Source organism: Chitinispirillales bacterium ANBcel5, assembly GCA_029688955.1.
Lineage (GTDB): Bacteria > Fibrobacterota > Chitinivibrionia > Chitinivibrionales > Chitinispirillaceae > Cellulosispirillum > Cellulosispirillum alkaliphilum.
Window position 1 is genome coordinate 91,264 of record JARUKZ010000001.1, and the last position, 26,790, is coordinate 118,053.

Annotated in this window: 20 protein-coding genes; 5 read left to right on the top strand and 15 right to left on the bottom strand. The window is 42.9% G+C overall.

Annotated elements, in window-relative coordinates; all coding sequences use genetic code 11:
- Positions 1-124 precede the first annotated feature (124 nt).
- The 5 genes from QA601_00380 to QA601_00400 form a co-directional block, all read right to left on the bottom strand.
- The gene (locus QA601_00380; protein MDG5813522.1) at positions 125-2,572 is read right to left on the bottom strand and encodes an InlB B-repeat-containing protein; all 2,448 of its coding nucleotides are present in this window, start codon (positions 2,570-2,572) and stop codon (positions 125-127) included.
- 33 nt (positions 2,573-2,605) lie between these two features.
- Positions 2,606-3,202 (bottom strand): hypothetical protein, encoded by a 597-nt coding sequence (locus QA601_00385; GenBank protein MDG5813523.1) that lies wholly within the window; start codon positions 3,200-3,202, stop codon positions 2,606-2,608.
- A gap of 217 nt (positions 3,203-3,419) precedes the next feature.
- Positions 3,420-4,883, bottom strand: a complete 1,464-nt coding sequence (locus QA601_00390; GenBank protein MDG5813524.1) for a hypothetical protein — start codon at positions 4,881-4,883, stop codon at positions 3,420-3,422.
- 315 nt (positions 4,884-5,198) lie between these two features.
- Positions 5,199-7,292, bottom strand: a complete 2,094-nt coding sequence (locus tag QA601_00395) for an InlB B-repeat-containing protein (protein ID MDG5813525.1) — start codon at positions 7,290-7,292, stop codon at positions 5,199-5,201.
- Positions 7,293-8,068: 776 nt separating this feature from the next.
- Positions 8,069-8,905 carry an MBL fold metallo-hydrolase gene (locus QA601_00400; protein MDG5813526.1) on the bottom strand — a complete coding sequence of 279 codons (837 nt, stop codon included), beginning with the start codon at positions 8,903-8,905 and terminating at the stop codon, positions 8,069-8,071.
- A gap of 304 nt (positions 8,906-9,209) precedes the next feature.
- Here QA601_00400 and QA601_00405 point away from each other — a divergent pair, with 304 nt between their 5' ends.
- Complete coding sequence (locus QA601_00405) at positions 9,210-10,025, top strand: hypothetical protein (GenBank protein MDG5813527.1); 816 nt, start codon at positions 9,210-9,212, stop codon at positions 10,023-10,025.
- Here QA601_00405 and QA601_00410 read toward each other — a convergent pair whose 3' ends face one another.
- Together QA601_00410 and miaA are read right to left on the bottom strand one after the other, a co-directional pair.
- Positions 10,026-11,249, bottom strand: coding sequence for a hypothetical protein (locus QA601_00410; GenBank protein ID MDG5813528.1), 1,224 nt, complete (start codon positions 11,247-11,249; stop codon positions 10,026-10,028).
- Between the two features lie 112 nt (positions 11,250-11,361).
- Positions 11,362-12,288 (bottom strand): tRNA (adenosine(37)-N6)-dimethylallyltransferase MiaA, encoded by a 927-nt coding sequence (gene miaA, locus QA601_00415; protein ID MDG5813529.1) that lies wholly within the window; start codon positions 12,286-12,288, stop codon positions 11,362-11,364.
- Between the two features lie 155 nt (positions 12,289-12,443).
- Between miaA and QA601_00420 the strand changes: the two genes are divergently transcribed.
- Together QA601_00420 and QA601_00425 are read left to right on the top strand one after the other, a co-directional pair.
- A complete protein-coding gene (locus tag QA601_00420; protein MDG5813530.1) occupies positions 12,444-13,142 on the top strand; it encodes a hypothetical protein in 699 nt (232 codons plus the stop codon).
- 1 nt (position 13,143) lies between these two features.
- Positions 13,144-14,826 carry a hypothetical protein gene (locus tag QA601_00425; protein ID MDG5813531.1) on the top strand — a complete coding sequence of 561 codons (1,683 nt, stop codon included), beginning with the start codon at positions 13,144-13,146 and terminating at the stop codon, positions 14,824-14,826.
- Between the two features lie 62 nt (positions 14,827-14,888).
- Here QA601_00425 and QA601_00430 read toward each other — a convergent pair whose 3' ends face one another.
- Together QA601_00430 and QA601_00435 are read right to left on the bottom strand one after the other, a co-directional pair.
- Complete coding sequence (locus tag QA601_00430) at positions 14,889-16,787, bottom strand: DNA topoisomerase IV subunit A (GenBank protein ID MDG5813532.1); 1,899 nt, start codon at positions 16,785-16,787, stop codon at positions 14,889-14,891.
- Between the two features lies 1 nt (position 16,788).
- Positions 16,789-18,591, bottom strand: coding sequence for a DNA topoisomerase IV subunit B (locus QA601_00435; protein MDG5813533.1), 1,803 nt, complete (start codon positions 18,589-18,591; stop codon positions 16,789-16,791).
- A gap of 616 nt (positions 18,592-19,207) precedes the next feature.
- Here QA601_00435 and QA601_00440 point away from each other — a divergent pair.
- Positions 19,208-19,573, top strand: a complete 366-nt coding sequence (locus tag QA601_00440; GenBank protein ID MDG5813534.1) for a spore germination protein GerW family protein — start codon at positions 19,208-19,210, stop codon at positions 19,571-19,573.
- Between the two features lie 175 nt (positions 19,574-19,748).
- Positions 19,749-21,200 carry a chondroitinase-B domain-containing protein gene (locus tag QA601_00445; protein ID MDG5813535.1) on the top strand — a complete coding sequence of 484 codons (1,452 nt, stop codon included), beginning with the start codon at positions 19,749-19,751 and terminating at the stop codon, positions 21,198-21,200.
- Here the strand turns inward: QA601_00445 and QA601_00450 are convergent.
- The 6 genes from QA601_00450 to QA601_00475 form a co-directional block, all read right to left on the bottom strand.
- Complete coding sequence (locus QA601_00450; GenBank protein MDG5813536.1) at positions 21,197-23,335, bottom strand: ATP-dependent RecD-like DNA helicase; 2,139 nt, start codon at positions 23,333-23,335, stop codon at positions 21,197-21,199. The genes QA601_00445 and QA601_00450 overlap by 4 nt on opposite strands.
- Positions 23,336-23,757: 422 nt before the next feature.
- A complete protein-coding gene (locus tag QA601_00455) occupies positions 23,758-24,231 on the bottom strand; it encodes an IS3 family transposase (protein MDG5813537.1) in 474 nt (157 codons plus the stop codon).
- Complete coding sequence (locus tag QA601_00460) at positions 24,212-24,493, bottom strand: IS3 family transposase (GenBank protein ID MDG5813538.1); 282 nt, start codon at positions 24,491-24,493, stop codon at positions 24,212-24,214. The genes QA601_00455 and QA601_00460 overlap by 20 nt, the downstream gene beginning before the upstream one ends.
- A 116-nt stretch (positions 24,494-24,609) precedes the next feature.
- The gene (locus QA601_00465; GenBank protein ID MDG5813539.1) at positions 24,610-24,909 is read right to left on the bottom strand and encodes a transposase; all 300 of its coding nucleotides are present in this window, start codon (positions 24,907-24,909) and stop codon (positions 24,610-24,612) included.
- A 69-nt stretch (positions 24,910-24,978) separates the two neighbouring features.
- The gene (locus tag QA601_00470) at positions 24,979-25,335 is read right to left on the bottom strand and encodes a hypothetical protein (protein MDG5813540.1); all 357 of its coding nucleotides are present in this window, start codon (positions 25,333-25,335) and stop codon (positions 24,979-24,981) included.
- Positions 25,336-25,485: 150 nt separating this feature from the next.
- Positions 25,486-26,184, bottom strand: a complete 699-nt coding sequence (locus QA601_00475; GenBank protein ID MDG5813541.1) for a methyltransferase domain-containing protein — start codon at positions 26,182-26,184, stop codon at positions 25,486-25,488.
- Positions 26,185-26,790: the final 606 nt, after the last annotated feature.

The window sequence follows — 26,790 nt, forward strand, 5'->3', positions numbered from 1 at the left end:
CCACAAGGAAACGAAAAACGGACCAAACCAAAAGCACCACTGTTTCGCGGTGCTCTTGAAAAGAAAAGTGATCCCATCTTAAGAAATAGTAAGATGGGATAGTAGTGAGTAGAAAATCACTAATTTATGGTTCATAAAAGTCTAATGGTATTTGGATAAACTCATCGGAGTCTTCGGTTGTACCGTTGCCCAATTGCCCAGAATAGTTATATCCAGTTGCCCATAAGGTACCTTCATTTTTGATGATAAAAGTATGGTAATAAGGTGCAGAGCCTCTTCCTTCGCGACCAGCGCTAACATCAACGTAAGCTACATCCCTTGCAACAATTACAGGTGTGTTTCTAGAATCGGTATCACCGGTACCCAATTGCCCGGTTTTGTTGTCACCAGAGGCTAATAGTGTACCGTCTTCTAAAAGGATCATAGAATACTGAAATCCCAAAGCCATTCTTTTTATATTTTTTATATTATCAATTTCCAAAAATTCGTTCCTAGGTTCATCGGAACCGTCAGCTAACTGACCATCTGTATTCCAACCAGTACCTCTAAGTATTCCATCATTGCAAATGCTAAAAGTATGCAGTCCTCCGTTTTGGATGTATTGTACATTTTCATCAATGAAAACAGGGGCGTTTATACTTGAGAAGTCTCCGGTACCAAGTTGCCCTGCTCCATTTCTGCCTGTTGCCCAAAGATTTCCATTCTCTTTCAAGATCATAGAATTGTTTTCGAAAATAGACACTTGAGATACATTGTCCATATCAGGTACCTTTGTAAGTGTAACGACATTCATCTCTTCTCCGAGGCCTAACTCACCATTATAATTATGACCAGTAGCATATAACTGACCATCTTTTTTAACTACGAGTGTAGAGAATAAATGTGTAGTTACATATTGAACATTGTCTTCAATTTTTATAAAAGCATTCTCTGAATTAGTTGTCCCTGTACCGAGTTGGCCCCAGGAATTACCACCTGTAGCCCACAATACACCATCTTTTGTTATAGCCATAGTATGATCCCAACCGGCAGAAACATGTGATACATTATCTTTTACTTTAATGAAAACATCTACATCGGTATTTGTACTGTCTCCAAATTGTCCAGAATAGTTGCTTCCTGTAGCCCACAATGTTCCATCGCTGAAAAGGAGCATTGTATGAGATAAACCACATGAAACCATAACTGGCTTTGCTCTCCAGATAGCATATAGTGTATCATTGTTAGCCTCCATTTCATATAATCCTTCATCCTCAATAAGTTCCTCTCTACCATCTGTTGATTTTGACCATCCAATAAATATCCAGTCGGGCTTAGAAAACCTTACAGGATGGAGATTTTGAGTGGTTCCGTAAGGTATTGTTTGCGAACTCATTTCTCCTGTAGCATCATCACTGTTTCTATCGAATGTAACAGTATAGCTCTTCAGGCTCCATACCGCATACAGATCAACATCGTGCGGCCACATCCTAACTTGCTCTTCACTGTATTCCGGCTCTTCGCTTTCTTCACTCAGGCTCCACCCCTCGAATTCATAACCCTCTCTTTCAAAGGGGTTTTGGAGTTCAACAGGTTCATCGGTACGAATGGTATGTTCAGAAGTAGTATCTGATCCATACAGTTTATGAAAGGTGAGCGTAAAGCTTTTGGCATTCCATACAGCATAAAAATGCAAATCAGTGGTATCTATGGTAATGTGCTGATTCTCCTCATACTCAACATCTCCATCGGAATCAGAAGACCACCCTTCAAAAGCATAACCTGGGCGCTGAAAATAGTTTTCAAGCTCAACCCTGTCACCTGTCTGAGTATTGATAACACGTGTTGAATCACCGCCATCATTTTTATACAATGTAAGAGCGTAGGTATGGGGTGTCCACACTGCGTAGAGTTTTAGGTCTGTGTCCCCAATAACAATCTGCTGGTTTTCATAGAACTCAACATCTCCGCTACTGCTTAGTGCCCATCCATTAAAAGAATGCCCCAGGTGCTCGAAATTGTTTTCCAGTATGATAGTGTCACCAAACTGAACATTGACAGTCACAAGGCTGTCTGTATCATTATTTGCGCTAAATGTAACAGAATAACTATTAATCTCCCACACCGCAAACAGCTCTATACTCTCTTCGGTCATAGTAAATTCTTCACCATCAACATATTCAGGTTCATTGGCAGCTGTTTCACGTGACCATCCTTTGAAACTATATCCTTCTCTTTCAAAAGTATTTGGGTTCAAAGCTGCAGTTTCGCCATAAACGATCGTTTGATTGCTGGTGCGGTTACTTCCATCATTGGAATAGAATACAGCTGTGTTTTCTTTGGGTACCCATCCTCCATAAAGCGATGTGTCGGATATCACAATATCGTCATCAGCCCATTTATTCAGACCACTACTGTCTCTATACCAACCATCAAAAATATGCCCATCAAGTTCGGGAATTTCCGGGAAGTCGATTTCAGTGCCATGAGGTACACTGTGAGTGAAGCTATCTTCACCATTGTTAGGGTTGAAGGTGACATTGTAGTCAATGGGGCTCCACTGAGCAGTGAGCACAACATCCTTTTCACTCACAATAAGTGTATCGCCACCTCCATACACCTTAAGCTATTTACCGACCTCTCTGCCCCAACCCATGAAGGTAAATCCGGTCCTTTTAAGGGAGCCGATGTTACCTCTCACTACAGTACTTTGCCCGGTGGAGTAGTAAACTGTATCTGTGGGAACATTACCATCATTGTGATCACTACTCGTATATAGTATGCTGTAGGTACTATCACTATCCGGCTTTTCTACATGGATTGTTATTAATGAGAATTTTACGTTACTATTATTCTTAAGATACCCTCTAAGGACAATTTCATATTCTCCGGGTTCAGGCAAAGCTATTTTGAAAGATAGCGTGTCTTTGTGTAAGGTATCTGTGTTATCAAAAACTAACTCATAAGAGTTATTCTTCACTGAAATACTCTCAAAAAGATGAGGCATAGTAATCTCTATTATGCATTCTATGGTATCACCGATAGTGTACGCTACTTCTTTCGTGTCGGGATGGAAGAGGAGTTGAATGTCAGCACGCCGATAATCCTCAAAGGGATGAGTTGGTGTTTCACAGCTAAAAAAAGTCAACAAGCTTAAAGAGAAAAACAGTACCAGTATAAAAGATTCATAAGTCCCACTTTGATACAAAACGAGTTGGTTCACGAATTTAAGACTTAAACACTATGTATGTAATTGATACAAAGGGACTTGTCATTAAAATTGGCTAAAAGAGGAGAAGTGTTCTTTTTGATTACAATGAGAAAGGTATTAATATATAGTGGGTAATTATTTAAGTAGGGGAGAGAGACGATTCTATTTTAATGCATATCAAGAATACGTCTCTCTTTTAGTTAGCTAATGGTCTTCATTAGAATGAAGATCAATACAAATCAACGAGTTCAGGAGGACAATCTACTTCTCTATAGGTAAATGTTGGGTTATTTGCAGCGTGCATCCAGTCTACAAACCAGATACAACCTTCCCAGAGGCTGTGCAGTGAATCATCATTTCCGAACAGATTGTCACACATGTTTCTCACACATCCCTTCATATCTTCAGCTGAATAATTCCAGCCCAACTGGTCTTCACATGTAGTGGCAAACCCACCAAAAGTAGCACCAACCATAGATTCATTATTTACGTCTACATTCCACTGTTTTCTGCATCCTTCTGTATGTAAGCCCAATCCGCCCCCAGGTATCATTATGTCGACTTGGTGTTCCTGTTCCCTAACATCACCACCGACATTGGATGCCATTACGATCATGGTTTTTCCTGCTAACGCCTGGTGAGTTGCCCGTGGGTTACCATGTTGGAAACCACCATCAAAATCAATCTGGAAGCATCTTCCGCATACATTCCCGGAAACAGGAAGCGCAGCAAAACCGTATGCCAAATCTTCACAAACAGCGAACGGAGAGTGGTCGTAACAGGTATAAGCAACTCCACTATGTTCACACCCTGAGCTTTGGTTGCCAGGTATTTCATTATCGTTTATATCACAGTTACGTGAAACATTGCCCTGGGCGTTGTCATGCCACGAACAGTGGGGCATACAGCAGTCCCAGTAACGTGATGCCCAACCCTGATTTCCAGAAACAGGTGAAGGCATCATACCATCACAGCTTTTGTTAATATTGTTCAGTCGTGATCCTGGCTCATAATCAATAGGGCCACCATTGTCATTATCATCCCGTTCCGGTTCAAGAATGACCTCAAAATACTGATCGTACGAGTGTATAGCCATTCTTCTGGTTTGGTACCCTTCAGCAGTAACTATAAGGCTATCAAGGGTTGCCTGTGCAACAGTTGCAGAACGCTGTGAAGCTGATGTCTTGCTTGCTGTTATGCCAGGTGCATTCCGTAGTGAAGAGACATATCTGAAAACATTTCTGTTCCCTTCATGAGTAACGTTTATCATAAACGCGCCGGCTCCGAAGTTGTCCATAGGAAGGGTTATCAGGTTTGCTCCAGCGTTAAGCACTCCTGCATCAAAATCATAAATCTTTCTTCCGGACATGGTAAAAACAGAAACCGATACCGGGGATGATTCTCTAAGCACTACCTCAAGCTTAGATCCATGAAGAGTAGCTGAAGATGCGCTACCAGAGAATAATGCTCTGCCTACTGAGATGGCTTCTCTGACTATTTCAAAGCGACCTTCCGAATCGGTTGTGTTACTAAGATTTTGGCCCTTTAGCTCTACTTCTGCACCAACGATAGCATTACGTGTTTGAAACTCCTGAACTATGCCTCTGACGTTTATCGCTTCAGCGCTTAAATAAGTACAGATAGATGGTAACAGTAACATGGAAAACAGAAAAGGTAGTTTTAAGGATTTCATAGGAGCATTCCCTTTTTAAGTAAAATTGAACTGTATTACTTATAAATAAGGATCCCCCCCCAGAGCCTTATTATAAAAACTATAAGACCAAGATACAAAATTACACAAAATAAGTAAAGAACTGTTTTGAGCACAGCAGGATTACGGTTGAAAACAGTTCAACACTAAAGCTACTGGTAGTCGGTAACCTGATTCGTCAGGAAAACTAGTACGCGCCGGCATTTCATCCCCGGTCATGGTGGATCCGGGAAGGCTGGATAGTGCTACTATAATAGGAATGTTCACTAAAATTTGGTTTGCATTTCTATAAAGCCACTACGGATTAAAGAAGTCTAAAGGTATCTGGATAAATTCATTGGTGCTTTCCGTGGTGCCGTTGCCAAACTGGCCATTTCTATTACTACCGGTTGCCCACAGCGTACCGTCCTCTTTGATGATCATGGTGTGTGAATCTGAATCATCTGTACCAACACCTGTCCCATAGGTTGAAACGAAGGTAACATTTTCTGCCACAGAAGCAGGATTGTGCTGAACGTCACCTGAAACCCCAGAGCCCAACTGCCCCGAAGAATTTTGTCCCACAGCCATCAGCCTGCCGTCAGTTCTAATGAACATGGTATTAAAACTACTGGTGGCAATATGCTCAAAAAGACCGGTTACTCCTAATTCGGTGAAATTTGAGTATCCCGTTGCAGACTCCCCTCCAAGCTGGTAGTTTGTGTTCTGCCCTGTAACTTTAACCTGCCCGTGACTTTTGAGCAGCACGGAATGATGGTTTTGGCATTTGACGCTTACAACGTTACTGTCCACTAAAACAGGAGTGTTAGACCCGCTTTCATTTCCAAGGCCAAGTTTACCGTATACGTTTGATCCGGCAGCCCACAAGTATCCGTTTTTATCCAAAAACATAGTGTGGCCCAGCCCAACTGCTACTTCAACAATATCTGCTAAATTTGGAATCAGTCCAAAGCTATTTGCCCTGTCATAGTGTCCCATCCCCAATTGACCAAAAATGTTGGATCCCTGAGCCAGTACTCTGCCATCCTCTCTGACTGCGATGATAAAGCTACTATTACCGGCAACATGCTTTATCTCCCTGGCAACCAGGAGGTATTCATCATCCATTGTAGTCCACAAATCACCACCTGTGGTGATAATCAACATACGGGAATTTCCGGCAGAAGCATAGTGTACATCATCTTTAACCAATACAAAAGAGTGAGTTTCGCTGAAATCACCCAGCTGTCTGTTATGATTATACCCGCTTGCCCATAATGATCCATCACTAAGAAGCACTAAAGAGTACCGGTCACCACAAGAAACCATCACAGGATTTGGGCTCCAGATTGCATAAAGAGTGATGTCACTACCGTCTATACGATACTCACTTCCATCATCATATATTGTTTCATTTCCATCGGGTGATGTTGACCAGCCCAGAAAGGTCCAGTCATCTTTATTAAAACTGTTTTGATTTAATGCCACTGTTTCATCGTTAAGAACCAACTGAGGATCCATTGAGCCGGTGGCAATGGAGCTGTTTTTATCAAATGTAATAGTAAAACTACTTAGACTCCACACTGCGTATAGATTCATATCACCTGCAATCATAGTGATTTCTTCACGGTCAGTAAAAGCTACAGAGTCACTTTCCGGATTCACTGCCCAGCCTGTAAAAATGTACTCTTCACGTTGAAAGTCATTTTCTCTTAGCTTAAGTATTTCATCAGTAATTGCTGCCTGTTGCTTTTTACGGTCGTTTTCATCATTTGAGTGGAACGTGATTGTATTTGATGTCGCTTCCCACACAGGCGAAAGTTCTACATTAACGTTGTTAACAATCAGTGTATCACCACCAGAGTAGATTTTTGAAGCATCGGCTTTTTGCCAGCCGGTAAAAGTATACCCGGTTCTTTGGAGATCCCCAGTATTATCACGTATCTCTATTGGCTCTCCGGTAGTGTATCTTAGGGAGTCTTTGGGAACAGTGCCGGATGAATGGTCTGTACTGGTATACGTTATTGTAAAAACATCGCTTACTGTAATCTCCACAGAATCTGAAATGTTGTTGCCATCTTTCAGTATTCCGCTGATTACTACGTTATAGGTACCACCTTCCTGAAACGTAGTAAAAAACGATACAGTTTCCCTTTCTCTAACAGTTGTGTTGTCAAATTGTAGCGAAGAGTCGTGAACAGCAAAAGAATAACGTATGGTTTCGAATAGGTGAGGCAGGGTGATTTCAAACTCAAACTTAACAGGATTACCGGGTAGAATTTGATCTCTTTCTGAACTGTCAGATATCGTTATATCAGCAAAATCATAGCGTTCTAATGGATCGGTTGGGCTTGAGCAGCTAAGCAGTATTACTGATACAGCAAGAACGATTGTATATAAATGTAACTTCATAGAGCCCTCTACAAGCAGATGTAAGCAATTTCGGTTTGCTTAGATATATATAAGGTAACCCGTTTGTGTCAATACTTTTCTGCTATAAGCAGTACTAAGGGTGTGGTTCTAATGAGGCCAAAATGATTGAGTTATAAAAACTGAAGCAAGCTGTGTATGTTACATAACATGAAAGTGTAACTATAAACCATGCTGAAAAGTGTATGTTGAGCATTGGCGGTAGTCGGGAAGCCCTTAAGCACACACACCCTGACAAATAAGTTATGGTCTACCCTTCGACTTACAAGTCCCCCCTTCTGCGTCTCTGCGTGAAACGCTCTCCCTTCTCTCTTTCGCTGCGGGAACTAATTCAGTGCCCTGCCTAAGCCATGCTTAAAGGAGTACTTCAACCCCTCCCATTCCTCTCCGCGCCTCTGCGTCTCTGCGTGAAACGCTCTCCCTTCTCTCTCCCGCCGCGAGAACTAATTCAGTGTGCTGCCTAAGCCATGCTTAAAGGAGTACTTCAACCCCTCCCATTCCTCTCCGCGCCTCCGCGTCTCTGCGTGAAACGCTCTCTCTTCTCTCTCCCGCCGCGAGACTAATTCAGTGTGCTGCCTAAGCCATGCTTAAAGGAGTACTTCAACCCCTCCCATTCCTCTCCGCGCCTCCGCGTCTCTGCGTGAAACGCTCTCTCTTCTCTCTCCCGCCGCGAGACTAATTCAGTGCCCTGCCTAAGACATGCTTAAAGGAGCACTTCAACCTCTCCCATTCCTCTCTGCGCCTCTGCATCCTTGTATTCAAAGCTCGATTTCAAAACCGGTTCCAACAGCAAAACACTCCGTAGATGAGCAGTGAGTGCGAAGATATTCCTGTGCGGTTTCGGTAAAAAGATCCATCTGATCATCTGTTCTCTGGGCGTTAATATGAAATAATCCAAGCTGATCAACCTGCGCCTGGTGAGCAAGTTTTACCACATCGTTAAGTTTCGAGTGTCCCCATCCCTTAAAGTGCGGGTACTCCGTACTGTCAAACTCAGCGTCATGAAGCAGCAGGTCTGCATAACTGCAGAAATCAACATAGGTTTCAAACTTTTCCCCATCAGGGTATTTTCGCCCAAGCTCATTATCGGTCATGAATACAAACGATTTACCATTTTCTTCGAAGCGAAACCCTAATCCGCCATTAGGATGATTCAAATTAACAGGTGTTATGGTAACAGATCCTATGGTAAATGGTTTTAAGTCAATGTCGATATAGGTTACATTTGAAGGTATATTGGATAATTTGGCAGGGAAAAAAGGTTCATTGATAATTTTTTCAAGTGTGTGCCTGACACCTTTACCTGTAAAAGGATAGCCATAAATACTTATTTGAGCTTCATTTGTGTAAAGAGGTTTAAAGAACGGAAACCCTATAATATGATCAAGGTGAAAATGAGTAAAAATGAGGTGAATATGTGGATTTTCCTTTAAACTGATTTGGTTAAGGTGACGGATACCGCTTCCTGCATCAATTATTATTCTCTCCCCACTATTTGTTTGGATTTCCATGCAGGTGGTATCACCACCATATTTAAGGAACTCTTTTCCGCTCACCGGAAGCCCGCCACGTGATCCCCAGCAATGAATCAACATCGGTTTAACCTTTTAAATTGAAGTTTAGTGGAACGGTAAACATACTTTATTATACCCGATAGCTCCATTTATTGGAAGAGAAAAAACGTTTTAGAAACTATTTTCTGACGTTTCCTGTATCTATTCCTTAACAAGAGTGAAGCGAGGGGTGCTCTAATCTAAGATAATTCTTAGCACCTTTGCCCTCAAGATCTTTAACACAGCTATGCCCCCTTTGCAGCAATTAATTTAACAGCCAATAAAAAAATTGCTTCCAGGATCAAAAAAAGGCTATTTTTATGAAGACCAGAAAAAAGGAGAATGTATGCAAAGACTTCAGGAAAAGATACAGGATTATTCAGATAAAGAACTTCTGAAACAATATTATCACCATAGTAGTGAATACACTCCGGAAGCGCTTTCGGTGATGCAGCAGGAGATTGCCCGTCGCAATATTGATGAGGATGCGATTCGCCAGCAGCTGACCGATCCCCAGGAGATGAGCGGACAGGAAAGGGCTTTGCGCAATAATCCTGAAGATTTCATCGAGTTTCAGCACAGCTTCATCAAAGCTGATATTCTTTTGGCATACACCATACTGACGGATCACGAGGTAGTCTTTTTCATCGATAAAAAGGAAACGCAAGAGGATGCTGAGGATGAAACGGATACTCCAATACTTTTTGTGATCAAGGTGCATAAGGACTATGTTGAAGCAGCAGAGAAAGCCTTAGAGGAACATTTCATAGTTGAGGGTGAATGCTACGCCCTTAAGCATCAGGGTGTTAAAGACCGCCTGAAAGCGTTTAATTTTCACGATGTTCAGATTAGTCAAAAAGCGGCGATGGAGCAGCTTGAAGTCACATTTTCACCCTCTGAAACAAACTCGATTATCAGTCTGGGGAAACGGTTGCTTGAAGAAGCCGATGAGATCGAGCAGAGTCAGCAACGAGTCATTTTCCATTACGATACAATTGAAGAACTCGTGGAGAAGCTGGAACAAAGTGACAACTACACCCTCTGCAGAGCAGAGCTGCTTGCAATTCTTGAAATCGCTCAGGTGTACTGTGATGATCCCGATTTTCCGCACAGCATGGAAGAAACCGCGTCCTCTCTGCTTTCGTTCTTTCTGGATATCTAATCAATCCAGGTGAATAATGGTCGCGTCCTCTCTAAAACGCCTGAGGGAGTTCAGGGAAGTAGTGGAATCGCCATGCAGAATCATCTCACTGCCACTGTCGGTCGATACATACAGAGAGATGTTGGGGGAGTTACAGATCGTGCGAAGTCCTTTAACTATATGGAAGGCATCTTTGATCAACTGCTCTTTTCCTTTGCGACCGGTTACATATTCCACCTGATAGGTGCCTCTGTCTGTTACACTGAAATTTAACAGTGAACCATAATCTTCAATCAGTGATGATGCGGAGTAGATAGAGTTTCCGAAATGCTCTTCCATGTCGGCTATTGTACGCCGCGTCTCCTGGTGCATTCCTGCTTCGCGGTAGGAGTTTATAAGTCCGTACCAGGCATTAATATTGTTTTTATTGAACGAGAGGGCAATCTTGTAGAAGTTTATCGCTTTGAGGTGATCACGGCTGATACTCCTGGCCGAATCTACAAAGGCAGTGGAGCGTTTCTTCTCTGAACGGCTTGCCTGATTAGCTCCTGCGGGGGTGCCCGCCAGCGGTGTTCCAACTGAGCTCATTGAAGTGCCTTTGGATGTATGTCCTCCCCCAGAGGGCTGCCTGTTGAAAGAGGGGGTTTGTGATTTATTGGTCGCAAACCTGGTGCTTCGGCCGCCAAACTGGGTTGTTACAAAAGCAAGCAGTACGATAAAAAGAAAAGCAAAAATCAAAAATTTTGTGTTTGAGGGTGAATCAATGTCGCCTTTTTTCTCTGGCCCTAAAAGTCTACGCGGAACAAAAAACGTGTGGTTTTTCTTTTGTGTGCTGTTTTGCTCCAGAGCGTTGCTGCTCTTTTGAGGTGATTTTTTTTCCTCCTCCTTTGGCGTATCCTTTTGAAGTGTGAGCACTTCCTTTATGGCATCATCTTCTGAAGACGCATCGTCGACCGTTGATTCTTCTGCGGGTTCAGTTTGTGCTGCCTGCGCATCACCCTTTTCAGGAGCCTTGAGTTGTGACTTATATAATCTGAATTTGACTTCAAACTTCATGAGCGTTTCAGCGTGTTTGGCCAGCGTCTCTTTGTCCCTGGAAACCAAAACCTGAACAGGAAGGTTAAGAACCAGTTCCATAGCTTTGTGCAGAGGAACAGAGGGGCTGGTAGTAGCAATCATGCGTGCAACTATCAGTCGGGCTTTCTGAGTTGGAATTTTGGTCACATACAGGTCGAATAATTGCATACATTAACCTCTGCTGCTATGATATCTATTATATCGGCTTTTTACAATGAAAGGTTGAGAGGTGTTTTCTCAGTGTGATTAAACTGTTGCACACGGTGCTTTGGTGGGTTATTTATAAATGGTTGGTTCTGTTAAACAGCGAGGAATCTTCCAGAATACGACAGGCTTCATCAAGATTACCCTCTTCTATTCGCTTTATGGAAAAACCCCGTCGCTCCATACCTCTGAACCAGGTGTTTTGTCTCTTTGCGAGCCTGAAAATACTCTGTCTGAGGTCGATGTACATCTGCTGGTAATCGCACTCTCCCAGCAGGTATCTTGCGATATAACGGTACTCCATCCCAAACAATTCAAGCCTCTCTTGGGTTATACCATTTTCTATAAGTCTGCTAACTTCTTCGATCATCCCACTCTCTAATCTGCTTTTGAGTCTGAGTTCTATTCGCTCCTTTAGCTTCTCTCTCTCCCAGGTAACATACAGAATCAGTGGGGCAATAGAGGGCTTTGATAGTTTCTGTTTCTCACCTAAGCTGGCTCTGGCAACTTCAAGCGCTCGCACAATTCGTTTTTTGGAGCTAAGGTCGGTATCGTTGAATAGTGTGCTATTTTCCTTTTTTAGTTGTTCGATGAGCTGTTCTTTATCCTGAAGCATAAGGTGTTTTCTGAGTTCGGGATTCTCGGGAACAGGTGGAATGGTGTAGTGTTTCAGCACTGCTTCAAGATAAAGGCCCGTACCACCTACTGCTATAGCTGATTTTTTTCTCTTTGTGATTTGATTAAAGCAATGGTAGAAATCGCGCTGATAATCATAAAGAGTATAGATTTGAGAGGGATGGGCTATATCTATAAGGTGGTAGGGTATGGAACCCCTTTCTGTTTGATATTCATCAAGATCCTTTCCAGTCCCTATGTCCATGCCTTTATAGACCTGACGTGAATCCACGGAGATAATCTCCCCATCGAGGAGTATTGCGATTTGAACTCCCAGGCGGGTTTTCCCTGAAGCGGTGGGGCCACAAACAACTACACAGTTAAACATGGTTTAAAGTCCATAGAAAAAGGTAATGCTACAGTAATAAAAATACAACAGAGTAGGTGCAGAGTGCATAATATGGTTTAAATCCTTGAACCTTCTTTATAAAAGTCATATAATTTTTAGAAATAAGAGGATAGTATACCGATAGTGGAGCAAACATGAAATCTCAATGCTCTTTAGTTCCGGCGATAGTGGTTCTATTTATTATATCCTGTGTGATGCCGGGTGCTAATTCGGTTGAGGAGGGTAGAATCAGTTTGTTAAAGCAAGGTGATACGCTTTCGGGGTTTGAAAAAATTGTGGTACATTTCTCCCAACCAGTTAAAGAGCCTGAGCAGGTGTGTTTTACATTTGACCCTCCGCTTTTTTCTCATAGTTTTCGGTTCAGTGAAACTGCAGACAAAGCCTATATAGATCCCGGTGAGCCTATGAAAGGGGGGCATACCTATACTCTTACCCTGTGTAACGGTGTGTATTCTGTAGATGGTAAGCAATTTAAGGGTGAAAATGCCAGGATTACTTTCCATACCCATCCAATTGAACAGGAACCAAATGATACACCACAACTGGCAGACACGATATATGATCAGATGAGCGCGACGCTTTCGACCAGTACAGATGTAGACTGGTTTGTAATTGGCGATACGGGTGTATATGGCTTTGAATTCTCCCAGTACGATTTACTGTGCAGTGTAGTGGTTATGGATAGCAGTGAAAACACAATCAGTGAAACGATAACAGATAAGAATACAATAATTACAATACCAGCCGAATTTTCTCCGCCAGTTTTTATCGCGGTGAACTCTTTTCAGAACTGGAATGGCGGGTATTATCATATCAGATTGAAACGGGAATAGGATGTTTACTCAAAAGTACGCCAAAGAGTTAAAAGAACTTTCTGCGGATACCCAGAACAAAACGTTACTTACTAATCTAAGTTCAGCATACTGGAGTTATCTGGCTGATACTTGTGGCTCTCTTTTACGAGATAAAAAAGATTTGGATCAGTTTTTATCCGATGAGTCTGATCTGATTAACTTTGGCCTCTGCTCTGAGCTTATTGAAGCCGAAAAGGTGAGTGATGAAATTTCTGATGGTCTGAACGGAAACCGAATTCCGGTTTACGATATAAGTAGTTGGTTAAAAGAGCTGGTTTCAAAGATTAAAGATGGTGATAAAAAGGAGCAGTTAGAGCGTGATCTGCATTTGGGGGAGATAAGGAAAAAGAAACTTGAGGCAGAGTTAAAGGATATACAGTCTCAGAGATGTGCTATACTTGAGCAACATTTAAAAAAGAATAGCCGTGAATGGAAACGTCAAATAGAAGCACTTGAGAATACCGATAAGCTTCTGGGAGTAAGTATTAAGTCAAAGAAAGCAATTGCCCGGGGAAAATTTCTGTCAGTCGAAAGTAAACGGGAGCATTGTGTACGGGAAAAACAGCTAAGCAGTGAGCTTGAGAAAAGAGACTCTCTGTTTGGGAGTATGCCGGACCAGGAGACTGTTTTTACCCTGAAAAAACAGGCTAAATCAATTGAAGAGATCTTTATTACTATTGCCGATTTGGAATATGCAATAGAAAAGATGAGTGCTGAGCTGATAGATCTGGAGAAAAAATCTGACCAGATGTCGCCCCTTGAGATGGAAAACAGAGTAAAACGTGAGATAGAGTACTTACGTGATATGGCAAAACTTTCGGCTAAACGGCTTCACTTAGATACGGTGGCGCTGTTGAAATCGGGTGATAAATACTTAACGGGTAAAATGCTTGGTGAATATGTAAACAGAATTCTTGAGTTCGATCCCCATATTTTTCACAATGACAGGGTAAATATTTTCGGCAAGCCTTCTATTCTGGTTGTTCCCGGATGTGGCAACTCCCTTTATGATTGGAAGAATAACAGAATTATTATACCCCTTACAGCTCCGTCAGGAAATTTTATGGCATCTGTTGCATGCGCAATAATTGAATATCGCCTGGATGTTGATGAAGATAAAAAACTTCTTACATCCTACAATCAGATACCTGAATTAAAAGGGATCAGGTCGGTGTTTCAGCTTCGTAACAGGCTAATAAAAGATTATATAGGGTGGATGACAAGTGAGTACAAGGGGTACAGGATCTTATCCAAAGACGTAAAGGCATGGTTTGAGCACGAAATCGCCCCGCCAGGAAATGACATCTATACACCACCTGAGCTTCAGAGGTATGCTGTTTCCGGTGAAGCGTATAAGAAGCTGCTCGAAGAGATGGAGGAGAAGGCAAAAGATGTTGAACAATGCAGCGCAGAGGAACTGTGGAAAGGAAGCATACTGTTTTATCAGCAGGGTAAATATGATAAGGCCCTTGATTTAATCAATGTGCTTGTAAAGAGAGAGCCTGAAAACCATCTTGCTCTGTATAACCGGGGCCACATTGCTGTAAAACAGATGAATAAAACAGTAGCAATCGAATCCTTTAATGAGTATAGCAGAATGAATCCTCAGAGTTGGTGGGCCAGAATGGCACGTGATCATGTAAGGAGACTTCAGGCGGGCTGAGTGTATCAGCCCCGGTTTCCCCTCTCATGACCCCGTAACTTCTGTTTATTACCGATAAAACGCTATCCGGCAGATATCTTAACGCTTTTTATCTCTTTGTTTGCAAGGCGTACACCGGCTGCTTTGCAACCTTTAACCTGGTAGTCGTTAAGCATGAAAGTTTCATCAAGCACTTTAAGGCGCGGTTTGGGTTTGTACTGTAGAGTAACAACAGCTTTGGAGTCTGTTGTTAGTTTAAGAATAGTACATTTGTCAGGGACTAACTGGTAGCCTCTGTTTAGAATAAATTTATCAATTTTACATCGTTTAAGATAGGGGAGTTTAGTTTTATTGTCGCGGTATATAACGTTAAAGACCAGATCCTTATCGACAAACCCGCAATAAAGCATACCCTTATCCACAAACAGTTTGTCGGGTACATCCATCACCGAGTAAGCACCGGATTTTCTGATAACAAGTACCCTGTCATACTGAGAGACATCAAAGAGAACGTTTCCGTTGACCTGGTAGCCAAGGTATCCTGTGTCTTTTTCGTATCGTAATTTAAGGTTACGCTGTGCTGCTTCACGAACGTCGACTTTTTTAAAAGACATGAGCTTTGTTCTGCGGGGGAACTGCTTTCCATACTTTTCAATCAGATCTTCAAGGAATGAGATCGCGTAATCGACTATTGCAGCGAGATGTTTTTTAATCTCTCTAAGCCTTCTTCTAATATCACGCATCTCTTTTTGTGCTCTTTTAATATCGTAAGCGGATATCCTTCTGATAGGAATTTTAAGCAGCGTTTCCACATCTTCATCGGTTACTTCCCGCTTAATCTGGTTTTGAAAGGGCTTAAGTCCTTTATGTACTGCTTCAGTGACATCTTTTGCGGTAGTCTTTTGCTCAATTTTCTTGTAAATTCTGTTTTCAATAAATATTTGCTCAAGAGTTTTAGCGTGTAGCTTGTCATTAAGCTTTTTCTCTTCAAGCATAAGCTCTGCTTTTAAGATTTCCACCAATTGCTGTGAGTTGTGATGGATCACTTCTGAAGCAGTCATAACGGTAGGTTTATCATCGTTGTTAATCACCATCATATTCGCGGAGATGGATGATTCGCAGTCGGTGAAAGCGTACAGTGCGTCCACCGTATCTTCTGAGCGTATCCCGCGGGCGAGTCTGATTTCGATCTCAACATCTTCTGCTGTATAATCACTGATACCGGAGATTTTTAGTTTTCCTTTGCGTGTAGCAGTTTCTATTGAAGAGATAAGAGATTGGGTGGTTGTGCCATGAGGCAATTCTCTGATAACTATTCGTTTGGGGTCACTGGTGTCAAGCTTTGCCCGTACCAGAACCTTTCCGTTACCATCATCATACTCCGAAACGTCGGCGAACCCGCCGCATGCAAAATCCGGATAGACCAAAAACTGTTCACCTCTTAAAGCCGCGACCTGTGCTTCAAGTAACTCTTTAAGATTATGTGACAAAATCTTGGTTGACATTCCCACAGCAATACCTTCTGAGCCAATGGCAAGAAGTACCGGTAGTTTTGATGGCAGTGTGAGAGGCTCTCTGTTTCTTCCGTCATAGGAGTCGAGAAACTCGGTTATTTCCGGATTAAAGAGCGTTTCGCGTGCAAGTGGCGAAAGCCGGCATTCGATATACCGAACGGCTGACGCGGGGTCACCGGTGAGAATGTTGCCAAAGTTACCCTGCTTATCAATAAACATCTCTTTGTTTGATAAAGAAACCAGGGCATCACCAATGGATGCATCACCATGAGGATGGTATTTCATGCACTGTCCTACAACATTTGCCACCTTATGAAACTTGCCATCATCAACTTCCCACAGTGTGTGCAGTATTCTTCTCTGAACAGGCTTAAGTCCATCATTGACATGAGGTATCGCACGATCTTTAATGACGTAGGATGCGTACTCAAGAAAGTTGTTATTGTAAATATTGTTTATAAAAGCCATACTAAATAAGATTCTCCATTATGTATTCGCGTCGTTTCGGAGTATTTTTTCCCATGTAAAACCCTAATGTTTCAGGAATGTTCTGAACACTTTTTATATTCACTTCAACTAAACGTATGTCATCTCCGATAAACTGCCCAAACTCTTTGGGTGAGATTTCACCCAATCCTTTAAATCTGGTAACTTCAGGGTTACTGATATCTTTTAAAGCAATGTTTTTTTCTTTTTCATTGTAACAGTAGCGGGTGTGTTTTTTGTTTCTCACCCTAAAAAGCGGTGTTTCCAGTATATAGACATGTCCTGCAACCACAAGCTCTTCAAAGTAAGTGAGAAAGAAAGTGAGCAGGAGGTTTCTGATATGAAATCCATCCACATCGGCATCAGTGGCAAGAACGATTCTGTTGTAGCGAAGTTTCTCAAAGTCCTCCTCTATCCCCAGGGCCATCATCATATCGTGCAGTTCATCATTTTGATAAATCGCCGCCCTGGTTCTGTTAAACACATTCTGTGGTTTTCCTTTCAGGGTGTATATGGCCTGTGTGTAAACGTCTCTTGCCGAGATGATCGAACCACCTGCCGATTGTCCTTCAGTGATAAAAATGGTCGATTTTTCCCCCTTGGGACCGTCACTGAGATGGTACTTACAGTCTTTTAGATTGGGTATCTTTATTTCGACTCTTTTTGCAGCCTCTTTGGCTTCCTTCTTTACCTTATTAAGTTCTGTGCGCAGCTTTTCATTCTGGACGATTTTACTTTCAAGTTTCTTGGCTGCTTCATTATTCTTATGAAGAAAATCGACCACCGAGCTTTTTACCTCCGATACGATCCAGCTGCGTATCTCAGTGTTGCCAAGTTTGTTTTTGGTTTGGGATTCAAATACGGGTGATTTCAATTTTATCGCGACTGCTCCGGCAATACCTTCTCTTACATCCACACCCGAAAAATTCTTCTTAAAAAACTCGTTAACCCCTTTTAAAATACCTTCCCTGAACGCGCTCTGATGCGTTCCGCCATCACTGGTGAACTGTCCGTTAACAAATGAAAAGTACGTTTCACCATAGCTTTGAGTGTGGGTAAAAGCGTACTCTACCTGCTTGCTGCGGTAATAAGCAATGTTATAATAAGTACTGGTTCCCACCTCGGCTTCAAGCAGGTCAAGAAGACCGTTTTTTGATTCAAACTTCTGATTCCCCAGATACAGCTTAAGCCCTGCATTAAGATAGGCATAGTTCCACAGGCGCTGCTCTATATATTCATAGTTATACTCATAATCACCAAAAATACCAATGTCCGGAGTAAACTCAACAAGAGTTCCGTTTGGCTCATTTTTGGCCTGGCCGCTTTTTTTGGATTTTAATTTGCCCTTTGAAAACACTGCTTCAAAAAATTTTCCATCCCTGAATGAGCGTACCTTAAAATAGCTTGATAGTGCGTTAACAGCTTTGGTACCAACCCCGTTAAGTCCCACACTGAACTGAAATACATCATCATTGTATTTCGCTCCGGTATTAATAACCGAAACACAGTCGATAACTTTACCCAGCGGTATCCCTCTGCCATAATCGCGTACACTTAAGGTATCATGCTCAAACAACACATCAATTCGTTTTCCAAACCCCATGATAAATTCATCGATGGAGTTGTCGATCACCTCTTTTAAAAGCACATAGATACCATCATCGGGATTGGACCCATCTCCCAGGCGCCCGATGTACATCCCGCTTCTCAGGCGTATATGTTCAAGAGAGCTGAGGGTCTTAATCTTGCTCTCATCGTAAGTGGATTTTGAAATATTTTTACTCATAAGCTCACAGTCGAAATATTTTGAAAACTGATATAATAGTGATTGTGCACCCTTTTGAGGATGCAGGAAACATAATATAAATACATCTTTAGGCATTCACAAGATTACCGAAAAACGCTTCTACTGTGCCCTGTTTCCCTGTTATCACACCAAAATAACTTCTCTAAGAGAAGTGGAAAACTAATTAATATGTTTAGTTTAAACCAGTTTTGAGCGGTACTTTTTTGAAAAATGCTTCTGTTTTAAAGTCGATTTAATGGTTCGATAACCCATTACGTCGAAACCACCCCGTGATATTGCGTAAAAAAAGGCCTGTCACATTTTAAACAGGACTAACCTTTCAAACCACTCCCGGCCCCAAAAGGAATCGGATTGCAGCAGCCAGCGTACCTCATTGTTTCAATGTTCTTGCTGAATCATACTGGATTGTATATTTTCTAAATAGTTTCTGTTAGGATGCGCACTGAACGGGTTGCTTGAAACAGCACTTACCCAATAACCTCGGGGCTTCAAAGAGGCCATAGTTTTGAGCGGAGGAGAAGCAAAAGCGCGCACAGCTTCAGAAATAGAGTACATTATTCTTGTGGACCTACAATCATCCCGGAGGAGCTGAAACATGTCACTCTCAGAAGTTATAAAGACCGCTCTTGATCATATCGAGCATGTCGCTAAAACAGAAACTGTCATTGGTGAGCCGATAAAAGCGGGCGATATTACCCTTATCCCTGTTTCTAAGGTCTCCATTGGCTTTGCTGCAGGGGGTGGTGGGAAGGATGATACCTGCGGCTCCGGAGCAGGTACGGGTGGTGGTGTGAATGTAACACCTATTGCGTTGATCTCTGTTTCTGAAGGCAACATTGAGGTGCACTCGGTCAGTCAGTCCGATCCAAGTCTTTCAAAGCTCCTTGCCGCAGCTCCGGATTTATGGAAAAAAATATCTAAATATGTTAAGAAAAAAGACGAAATAGACTGTGATGATTAATAAGGACTTCAGGTTAAGTAGCAGAAGTGTTTAAAAACCATTTGCCTTCCGTTTAGCTGATACCGTACAATAATACCAATTACCCATTTATCCTGAAGACAGATATTTATGCAGCACTACAGTAGCGGTGCTGCTGCTTTTAACGGGTACTGAAACCCTCATGGAGAAAGAATTAATGTTTGATAGAGAAGATCCTAAGATAATCTGGGTAGGCCCTCAGGGTGAGGGTGGTACCGGGACCTATGCTGACCCTTTTACATCACTGGGCCAGGCGCTTCAAAATGTGAAACCGGGCAACACGGTAGTGCTCAAAGACGGCACCTATTATAACGACCAGACTATTGAAATATCCGGTTCCGCAGAGCTTCCGGTGAAAATCTGTGCCGATACCGATGCTGAGGTGGTTATAGATGGCGCATGCTGGTTTTTTTACGATACCTCAGATCTGGTGGTTACAGACCTGATTTTCACAAATGCCCCTCAGGGAGCAATCTCGGTTATTGGAAATTGTCAGAGAAATCTTTTCAGTTCATTGAAGTTTCTGGACTGCGGGATCGCGGATAAACCATCCTGTACAGTTTATTTTGGCGGGGCTGGTGCCCGTTTTAATATGGTAGAGAATTGTCACTTCCAGCGCAATCAACTTAGGGAAGACCCGGCTAAATCCACTATCGCTCTTATGGTGGCTGAAGGTGATGATGAGTTTGCCTTGCCCATAAAAAACCATATCTTCAGGCGTAATACTTTTATAAACTATAGCTATGGAGTGATGATCGGAAGCAGCGATCAATCAGATCTTAACAGTGGGCATATCGTCGAATACAACAGAATCGAAAACTGCAGTATTGATGGAATTATGGTAAAGGTCGGTGACGCTCAGGTGAGAGGCAACCTGATTAAGGGCTGTATGCGAAACCCTGTGTCGGTGAGCACCGGTGAAGGTACTGTGGTGGAAGACAACAGGGTGGTTGATTGTAAAAAGGGTGTTCAGGTAAATGGGGATGGCCATACAGTTGTAAATAATTGTTTTATTCGGTGCGCAGAAGAGGCCGTAAATGTTGGCAGCAGCTCGGGAACTTTGCGTAAAGCTGCTTCAAATCTGTTCATAAACAGTAATACCTGTGTCCACTGTGGCATTGATGCCCCTGATAAGCAAGAGGCTGTAAGCGGCTTTAGAATCGAGCCCGGTACCTCCTGTATAATTCAAAAGAACCTGGTGGTTGGTGATGGTAAACCCTATGGAATCGTGGGGGAAAACGGTGATTCAACTGTAAATTATGTTGTGGATGATAATATCTGCGACAATTCCGGTGTTTCACTGCATGGGTTTGAACATTCCAGCGTCTCTTTCGATCAGCCTGATGATGATAACTACCAAAACAGCTCAGGATACGGAGCGTGTGGTTTGATGCTTACGCCCCAGACCTTCGATCCTTCAATTGATGAGCTGCGGGAAGGTGAGGTGGATTACCTGGCCGCAAGTGTACTGGAGGATGAGCAAGGCGGACTTGTCATACCCGGAGGCGATGATGAAAACCCCTTTACGGAAATCTATTCCGGATTGCTTCAGGACAATGGCCCGGAGGATGAAACAGTAGATGATGGAACAGTTAATGAGGATGATTAAGCTTTAATCAAATCACCAAGCCGGGAAAATCTGTTCAGTGCTTCATCATTTTTAACCGCGATTTTCAGTGCGTTTGCGGTTCCGATTAAAACGCACAACTCCCTGGCACGGGTAATCGCGGTGTATATAAGATTTCGCTGAAGCATCACATAGTGCTGGGTGGAAACAGGAATTATAACCGCTTTAAATTCACACCCCTGGCTTTTATGGATACTTATGCAGTAGGCAAGAGTTAGTTCATCCAAGTTGCCTGATTCATAAATTACCGTATTGCCCTGGAAGTCAACCGTAACAGCATCCTCTGTTACCGCGCAGATCTTACCTATATCGCCATTAAAAACACCCAGATCATAGTTGTTTTTTATCTGCATTACCTTGTCACCAAGAGTAAAAACCGCTTGTCCGTGGGTGATCTTTAGCGTATTGGTGTTGATCTTTTGTTGAAGTGCTGTGTTTAAGTTTGCCGTTCCAATAATCCCTTTGTGCATCGGTGAAAGAAGCTGAATGTCATCTGAGGGGTCAAATCCGTACCGTGCCGGCAGGCGTTTTGATACAAGCTCAACAATGGTTTGAACTGATTGGTGGGGATCTTCTTCATGAAGAAAAAAGCAATTATCAACTTTAGCGTTTTTAAAATGGGGTACATTCCCCTGGATTATTTCGTGAGCAGCACATACAATCCTGCTTTCCGCAGCCTGCCTGAAAATCTGTTTGAGATGAACATGGGGAAGAGATCCGCTCCCTATAAGGTCACCAAGTACATTGCCTGCCCCAACCGACGGAAGCTGATTGTTATCCCCCACAAAAATCAGATGACAATCGCGGGGAACTGCGCTTAAAAAACTTTTCATCAGCATTATATCCACCATCGAGACTTCATCAAGAATGATAACGTCGGCATCCAGCGGCTCCTCTTCGTTTTTCACAAAAGAATAGGGCCCTTCACCTGGTTTATACTGAAGCAAACGGTGGATCGTGCGGGCTTTGTAGCCCGATATGGAACCCATCCGCTGAGCCGCTCTACCGGTGGGTGCCGCGAGCTTTACCTTTAGCCCCATCTGTGCAAAGTAAGCTACTATTACCTGAAGAACAGTTGTTTTTCCTGTGCCCGGACCACCTGTAAGAAGCAACAGTTTGTTGCGGGTTGCGCTTTTTATCGCTTCAACCTGCTCTGGCGCGCCGATCCAGCCGCTTTCGCGGCGGTAGTTCTCAAGCCATGGTTCAATGGGTTGGTCGAAGCGATTACTATCAGAGAAAGGCGCCCAGATTTTCTCTTGTAACAGTGACGCGGTTTTACTTTCAGCTTTGTATAGCCACGGAAGATAGATCGCATCACCCTCCTGTATGAAAAGAGAGGCTTTTATGGCATGATCAAGAGAAAAGGTTATAAGCTCATCTTTTACCTGCAGTAGTTGTGATGCTTTCTCTGTAAGGTCTTGAGACGGTAAAAAACAGTGACCGTCACCGCAAGCTTCCTGAAGAGTGAAAGTGAGCCCTGCCCTGATTCGTTTATAGGAATCGTGTCCAAAATTTAACTTTCTTGCAATGGCGTCAGCTTTTACAAACCCGATTCCCCACACACTGTCGATAAGCGCATAAGGGTTTTGGCAAATTTTACTTTGCGCCTCCGCGCCCCAGGCTTTATAGATCCTGGAGACCATATTAACCGAAACCCCGTAGTCCTGCAGAAATAACATAAGCTGGCGCATTTTTCTCTGGCTTTCCCAACCATCAATAATCTTTTGAACCGTCTTGGGTCCGATCCCCGGAACCTCGGTAAGCCGCCGCGGTTCATTGTCAAGGATGTGCAAAGTATCAAGGCCAAACGTAGCGGTGATCTGCCTCGCTCTAACTTCACCGATGTTAGCAATGTAACCTGAACCAAGAAGCTGTTCAATACCCTCAAGAGTGGCTGGTTTAACTATGGAAAAAGAGCTGATCTTAAACTGTTGCCCAAATTTCTTATGCCTCTGCCACTCACCCTCCATAACAACAGATTCACCTTTGCGCACCGTTGGCATCGTACCCACACAGGTAACGGGGTTTTGGGTAGTGGTTTGAAGCTGAATGACCGTAAAACCATTATCGGCATTTTGGTAGGTAATGGTTGCTATCGTTCCTTCGAGTTTATCCATGGTTTAAAATATACAACGTTGCAGGAGTCCGGGGTTAATAATGAGGAGTTTTTGGGATCGGGAGCGTTTTATGGAAGGAGTTTTATGGGGCTAAAGGCGATAGATTGGGTCACCCCCGGGCGTCAATGGTAAAAGCGTGAAAGGATCCGTTTGGGGGGACCCTTGGGCTATAATCGCGGGAGGGTACAGGTTCAAGACATGGGTAACACAATATGTACATTAGTTAGTCTCTTGAAAGGAGGCTGGCTATGCCGTGGAAGGAGTTACAGGTTTTGGATCAAAGAACAGAATTTGTGCTGAAGTCGTTAAGCAGGGATGTCGTATTCACTGAATTATGTCGAGAATACGGAATTAGTACAAAAACCGGCTACAAATGGCGGGAACGCCTCATTTGGATCTTCCCTGAAAAAGTAGACACGGTTTTATGCTGCCTTCTTAAAATGGTTTTCGAAATCAACTGGTGACAAGTATCCTGTTGCACTGTGTCTTCTTTTCCTGTTATAGTAGTGCTCAATATATTCAAAGGTGCTACTTAGAACATGCTGCCTGTCAGTGAATGCTTCATGATAAACCAATTCGGTTTTATAAATTCTGAAAAAGGACTCTGCAACAGCATTATCCCAACAGTTACCTTTCCTGGACATGCTTTGAATAAAACCATGTTTCTCTAACTCCGCCCTGAAGGCTTCACTTGAATACTGGGTGCCTCGATCAGAGTGTATCATAACACCAGGCTGAAGATTTCTGTTTCTAATTGCTCTTCTAAGGGCCGTTAACACCATTTCTGTATCACAACGAGAGCTAACTGCCCAACCTGCAACAATACGGGAGAACAGGTCAATAAACACTGTCAGATAAGCCCACCCTTCATTGGTTTTAATATAGGTGATAATCACTCACCAGAACTTTATTCGGTTCAGATACAGTAAAATTACGGTTGAGAAGATTATCTGCGACCGGTAGGTTGTGCTTGGAATTTGTCGTAACGACTCTAAACTTCCGGTGTGTTTTGGCCCGGAGGCCATTATTGCTCATAATGGAAGCCACACGGTTTTTTCCAGCCTTTATACCACAGCCATCCAGTTCTTTTTTCATCTTAATGCTACCGATTCGCCTTTTATGTTCTTTGTATATCCTATGAATTTCTTTGGTTACCATAGTATTATCTGACTCCCTTAAAGATGGTTTATGGTTTAACCACTTGTAAAAACCACTGCGTGACACTCTTAATACCCGGCACATCTCCTGCACCGAAAATTCGGTGCGGTGTCCCGCTATGAACCGGAATATGGATTCGGTTCCCTTGAGAAGATGGTCACTGCTTTTTTTAAGATGTCGCGCTCCCTTGTGATCTGTTCGACTTTCTTTCTCAACTCACGGTTTTCGGCTTCGAGGTCTCCTTTTTTCCCGGAAGATCCAATGGTATTTTGTTGTCTGTACTTTGCAACCCAATCCTTCAAAACACCATTACCAATACCAAGAGCTTTTTCAACTGAGTGGTGAGTTCTTTTGTCTTCAACCACCATGCGGACTGCTTCTCTCTTGAATTCTTCATCATACCTGCGGTTACCCATAGACACATTCTCCTTTTTTATAAAAATAAATATTTAGGGAAAATATGTGTCTACTGAAACAGGATAGATCTAGAGGAGAGGAGAGGGACGCAGAGAGAGAGGGAGTTGTTCGCGCGGAGACGCAGAGAGGGAAAAAGAATCGCGCGGTATGCTACGTTTTCTCCTGTTAATAAAATCATCTGCAGGAAATACCCCCCTCTGCCTTACCATACGGCCACTGCTCTGGGTTCCCTGCCCTGTAAGGGCAGTCCATACTTTGGCTTCGCTCAGCACAGGTTTATAGCCAGGTCTTTCAAGGCCTGGTCCCCGCAGAGAGAGGAATTGTTCACGCGGAGACGCAGAGAGAGAAAAAGAAATCACATGGTATGCAACGTTTCTCCTGTTAACGAAATCATCTGCAGGAAACAACCCCTTCTGCCTTACCATACGGTCACTGCTCTGGTTCCCTGCCCTTGTAAGGGCAGTCCATCTATAGCCAGGTCTTTCAAGGCCTGGTTCCCGTAGGCCCGGTCTCGAAAAACGCCCGGTCCCGAAAAACCCCTGGTCCCCAGGCCCCTCTCCGCCCCTGCCACCTGTTCACGATGCACTCATAGTGCTATCTTTGATAGCGTAAAAGGATTTGCAAACCCCTGCTATTTTCTCAGAAACGATCATCGCTTCAGGAAAAAGTTGTTTGAACTGGCTTCTTTTAAGAAGATTGATACATCTAACATATTGAAGCGCTTTATCCCTCTCCGGTACTTTAGGACAACCTGTTTTGATAGTCATAATTATAAATACACGTATACTTTCAGGGAGCCAGTGAAAAAAGGGCAGCATAAAATGCGGTTCAAGTGGAAAAAAGAAATTGGGCGTTTGTACATAGTAATACTGTGCGACACGTTTTAGTTCACTGGCAAATTGTGTAATGTTTTCCCAGTTACCAACATGCTCTATAACGGAATTTGAGTGAGCGATATCAAAGTGATTGTCATCGTATTGTTCCAGATCGCATCCATTTCCTTTGGTAAACCTAAAAATCTCGTCATCGTAATCATTTGCTTCTTTAGTATTCAAAAGGGTAATGTGGGTCTTTTTAAGTACCTCCGGAGGGGCAATATTCCAGTAGCTTCTGGTGCCACCGATATCCAGTATTTCTACCTTTCCCTTTTCCGCACTAATTTTGTTTATCAGGGTTACTAAAGGTTTAATCCTTTTTTTTCTAAGTCTTGATGAAAGTGATGAAGTGTTATCGCAATCACTGAGATACGTTTTTAACGAGAAAAGGAGCTGCATTTTCACCCTCCTGATATAATGTGTGTACGAGAAATGGTAGGGACTATATTGTGCTGTTTTCTTTCTTCACCTACTTATCTATATACCAAATCCCGCTATTTTGGGAATTGGAGAATTGGTGCTTTGTATACTGGAATACGGGTAGAATACTAGAGAACAGACTTAAAGGCTTTAGAACAAAAAGAGAAGAAAAAGGTTTCCTACCAGCAACTGTTGGAAATAGAAGCAAAAATTGTGCAAACAATACCAATACCATCGGGAGGAGAGAGACGCAGAGAATGAGGGGGTTTGATCGTACGGAGACGCGGAGGCGCAGGGAGGAGAGGGACGCTGAGAGAGAGGGACGCTGAGAGAGAGGGACGCTGAGAGAGAGGGATTTTTACACGCGGAGACGCAAAGGCGCAGAGAGGGAATATGAAATCACCTGTTATGCAACGTTTTCCTCCTGTTATTGAATTACCTTCAGAAAATACCCCCTTCTGCCTTACCATACGGCCACTGCTCTGGGTTCCTTGCCCTGTAAGGGCAGTCCATCTATAGCCAGGTCTTTCAAGGCCTGGTCCCCGCAGAGAGAGAGGGAATTGTTCGCGCGGAGACGCGGAGACG

Bases quoted from the DNA above. Each gene is read 5' to 3' on its own strand.
- QA601_00390 (MDG5813524.1), bottom strand. From the start codon at position 4,883: ATGAAATCCTTAAAACTACCTTTTCTGTTTTCCATGTTACTGTTACCA.
- QA601_00395 (MDG5813525.1), bottom strand. From the start codon at position 7,292: ATGAAGTTACATTTATATACAATCGTTCTTGCTGTATCAGTAATACTG.
- QA601_00400 (MDG5813526.1), bottom strand. From the start codon at position 8,905: ATGTTGATTCATTGCTGGGGATCACGTGGCGGGCTTCCGGTGAGCGGA.
- QA601_00405 (MDG5813527.1), top strand. From the start codon at position 9,210: ATGCAAAGACTTCAGGAAAAGATACAGGATTATTCAGATAAAGAACTT.
- QA601_00410 (MDG5813528.1), bottom strand. From the start codon at position 11,249: ATGCAATTATTCGACCTGTATGTGACCAAAATTCCAACTCAGAAAGCC.
- miaA (MDG5813529.1), bottom strand. From the start codon at position 12,288: ATGTTTAACTGTGTAGTTGTTTGTGGCCCCACCGCTTCAGGGAAAACC.
- QA601_00420 (MDG5813530.1), top strand. From the start codon at position 12,444: ATGAAATCTCAATGCTCTTTAGTTCCGGCGATAGTGGTTCTATTTATT.
- QA601_00425 (MDG5813531.1), top strand. From the start codon at position 13,144: ATGTTTACTCAAAAGTACGCCAAAGAGTTAAAAGAACTTTCTGCGGAT.
- QA601_00430 (MDG5813532.1), bottom strand. From the start codon at position 16,787: ATGGCTTTTATAAACAATATTTACAATAACAACTTTCTTGAGTACGCA.
- QA601_00435 (MDG5813533.1), bottom strand. From the start codon at position 18,591: ATGAGTAAAAATATTTCAAAATCCACTTACGATGAGAGCAAGATTAAG.
- QA601_00440 (MDG5813534.1), top strand. From the start codon at position 19,208: ATGTCACTCTCAGAAGTTATAAAGACCGCTCTTGATCATATCGAGCAT.
- QA601_00445 (MDG5813535.1), top strand. From the start codon at position 19,749: ATGTTTGATAGAGAAGATCCTAAGATAATCTGGGTAGGCCCTCAGGGT.
- QA601_00450 (MDG5813536.1), bottom strand. From the start codon at position 23,335: ATGGATAAACTCGAAGGAACGATAGCAACCATTACCTACCAAAATGCC.
- QA601_00460 (MDG5813538.1), bottom strand. From the start codon at position 24,493: ATGGTAACCAAAGAAATTCATAGGATATACAAAGAACATAAAAGGCGA.
- QA601_00465 (MDG5813539.1), bottom strand. From the start codon at position 24,909: ATGGGTAACCGCAGGTATGATGAAGAATTCAAGAGAGAAGCAGTCCGC.
- QA601_00470 (MDG5813540.1), bottom strand. From the start codon at position 25,335: ATGGTAAGGCAGAAGGGGTTGTTTCCTGCAGATGATTTCGTTAACAGG.
- QA601_00475 (MDG5813541.1), bottom strand. From the start codon at position 26,184: ATGCAGCTCCTTTTCTCGTTAAAAACGTATCTCAGTGATTGCGATAAC.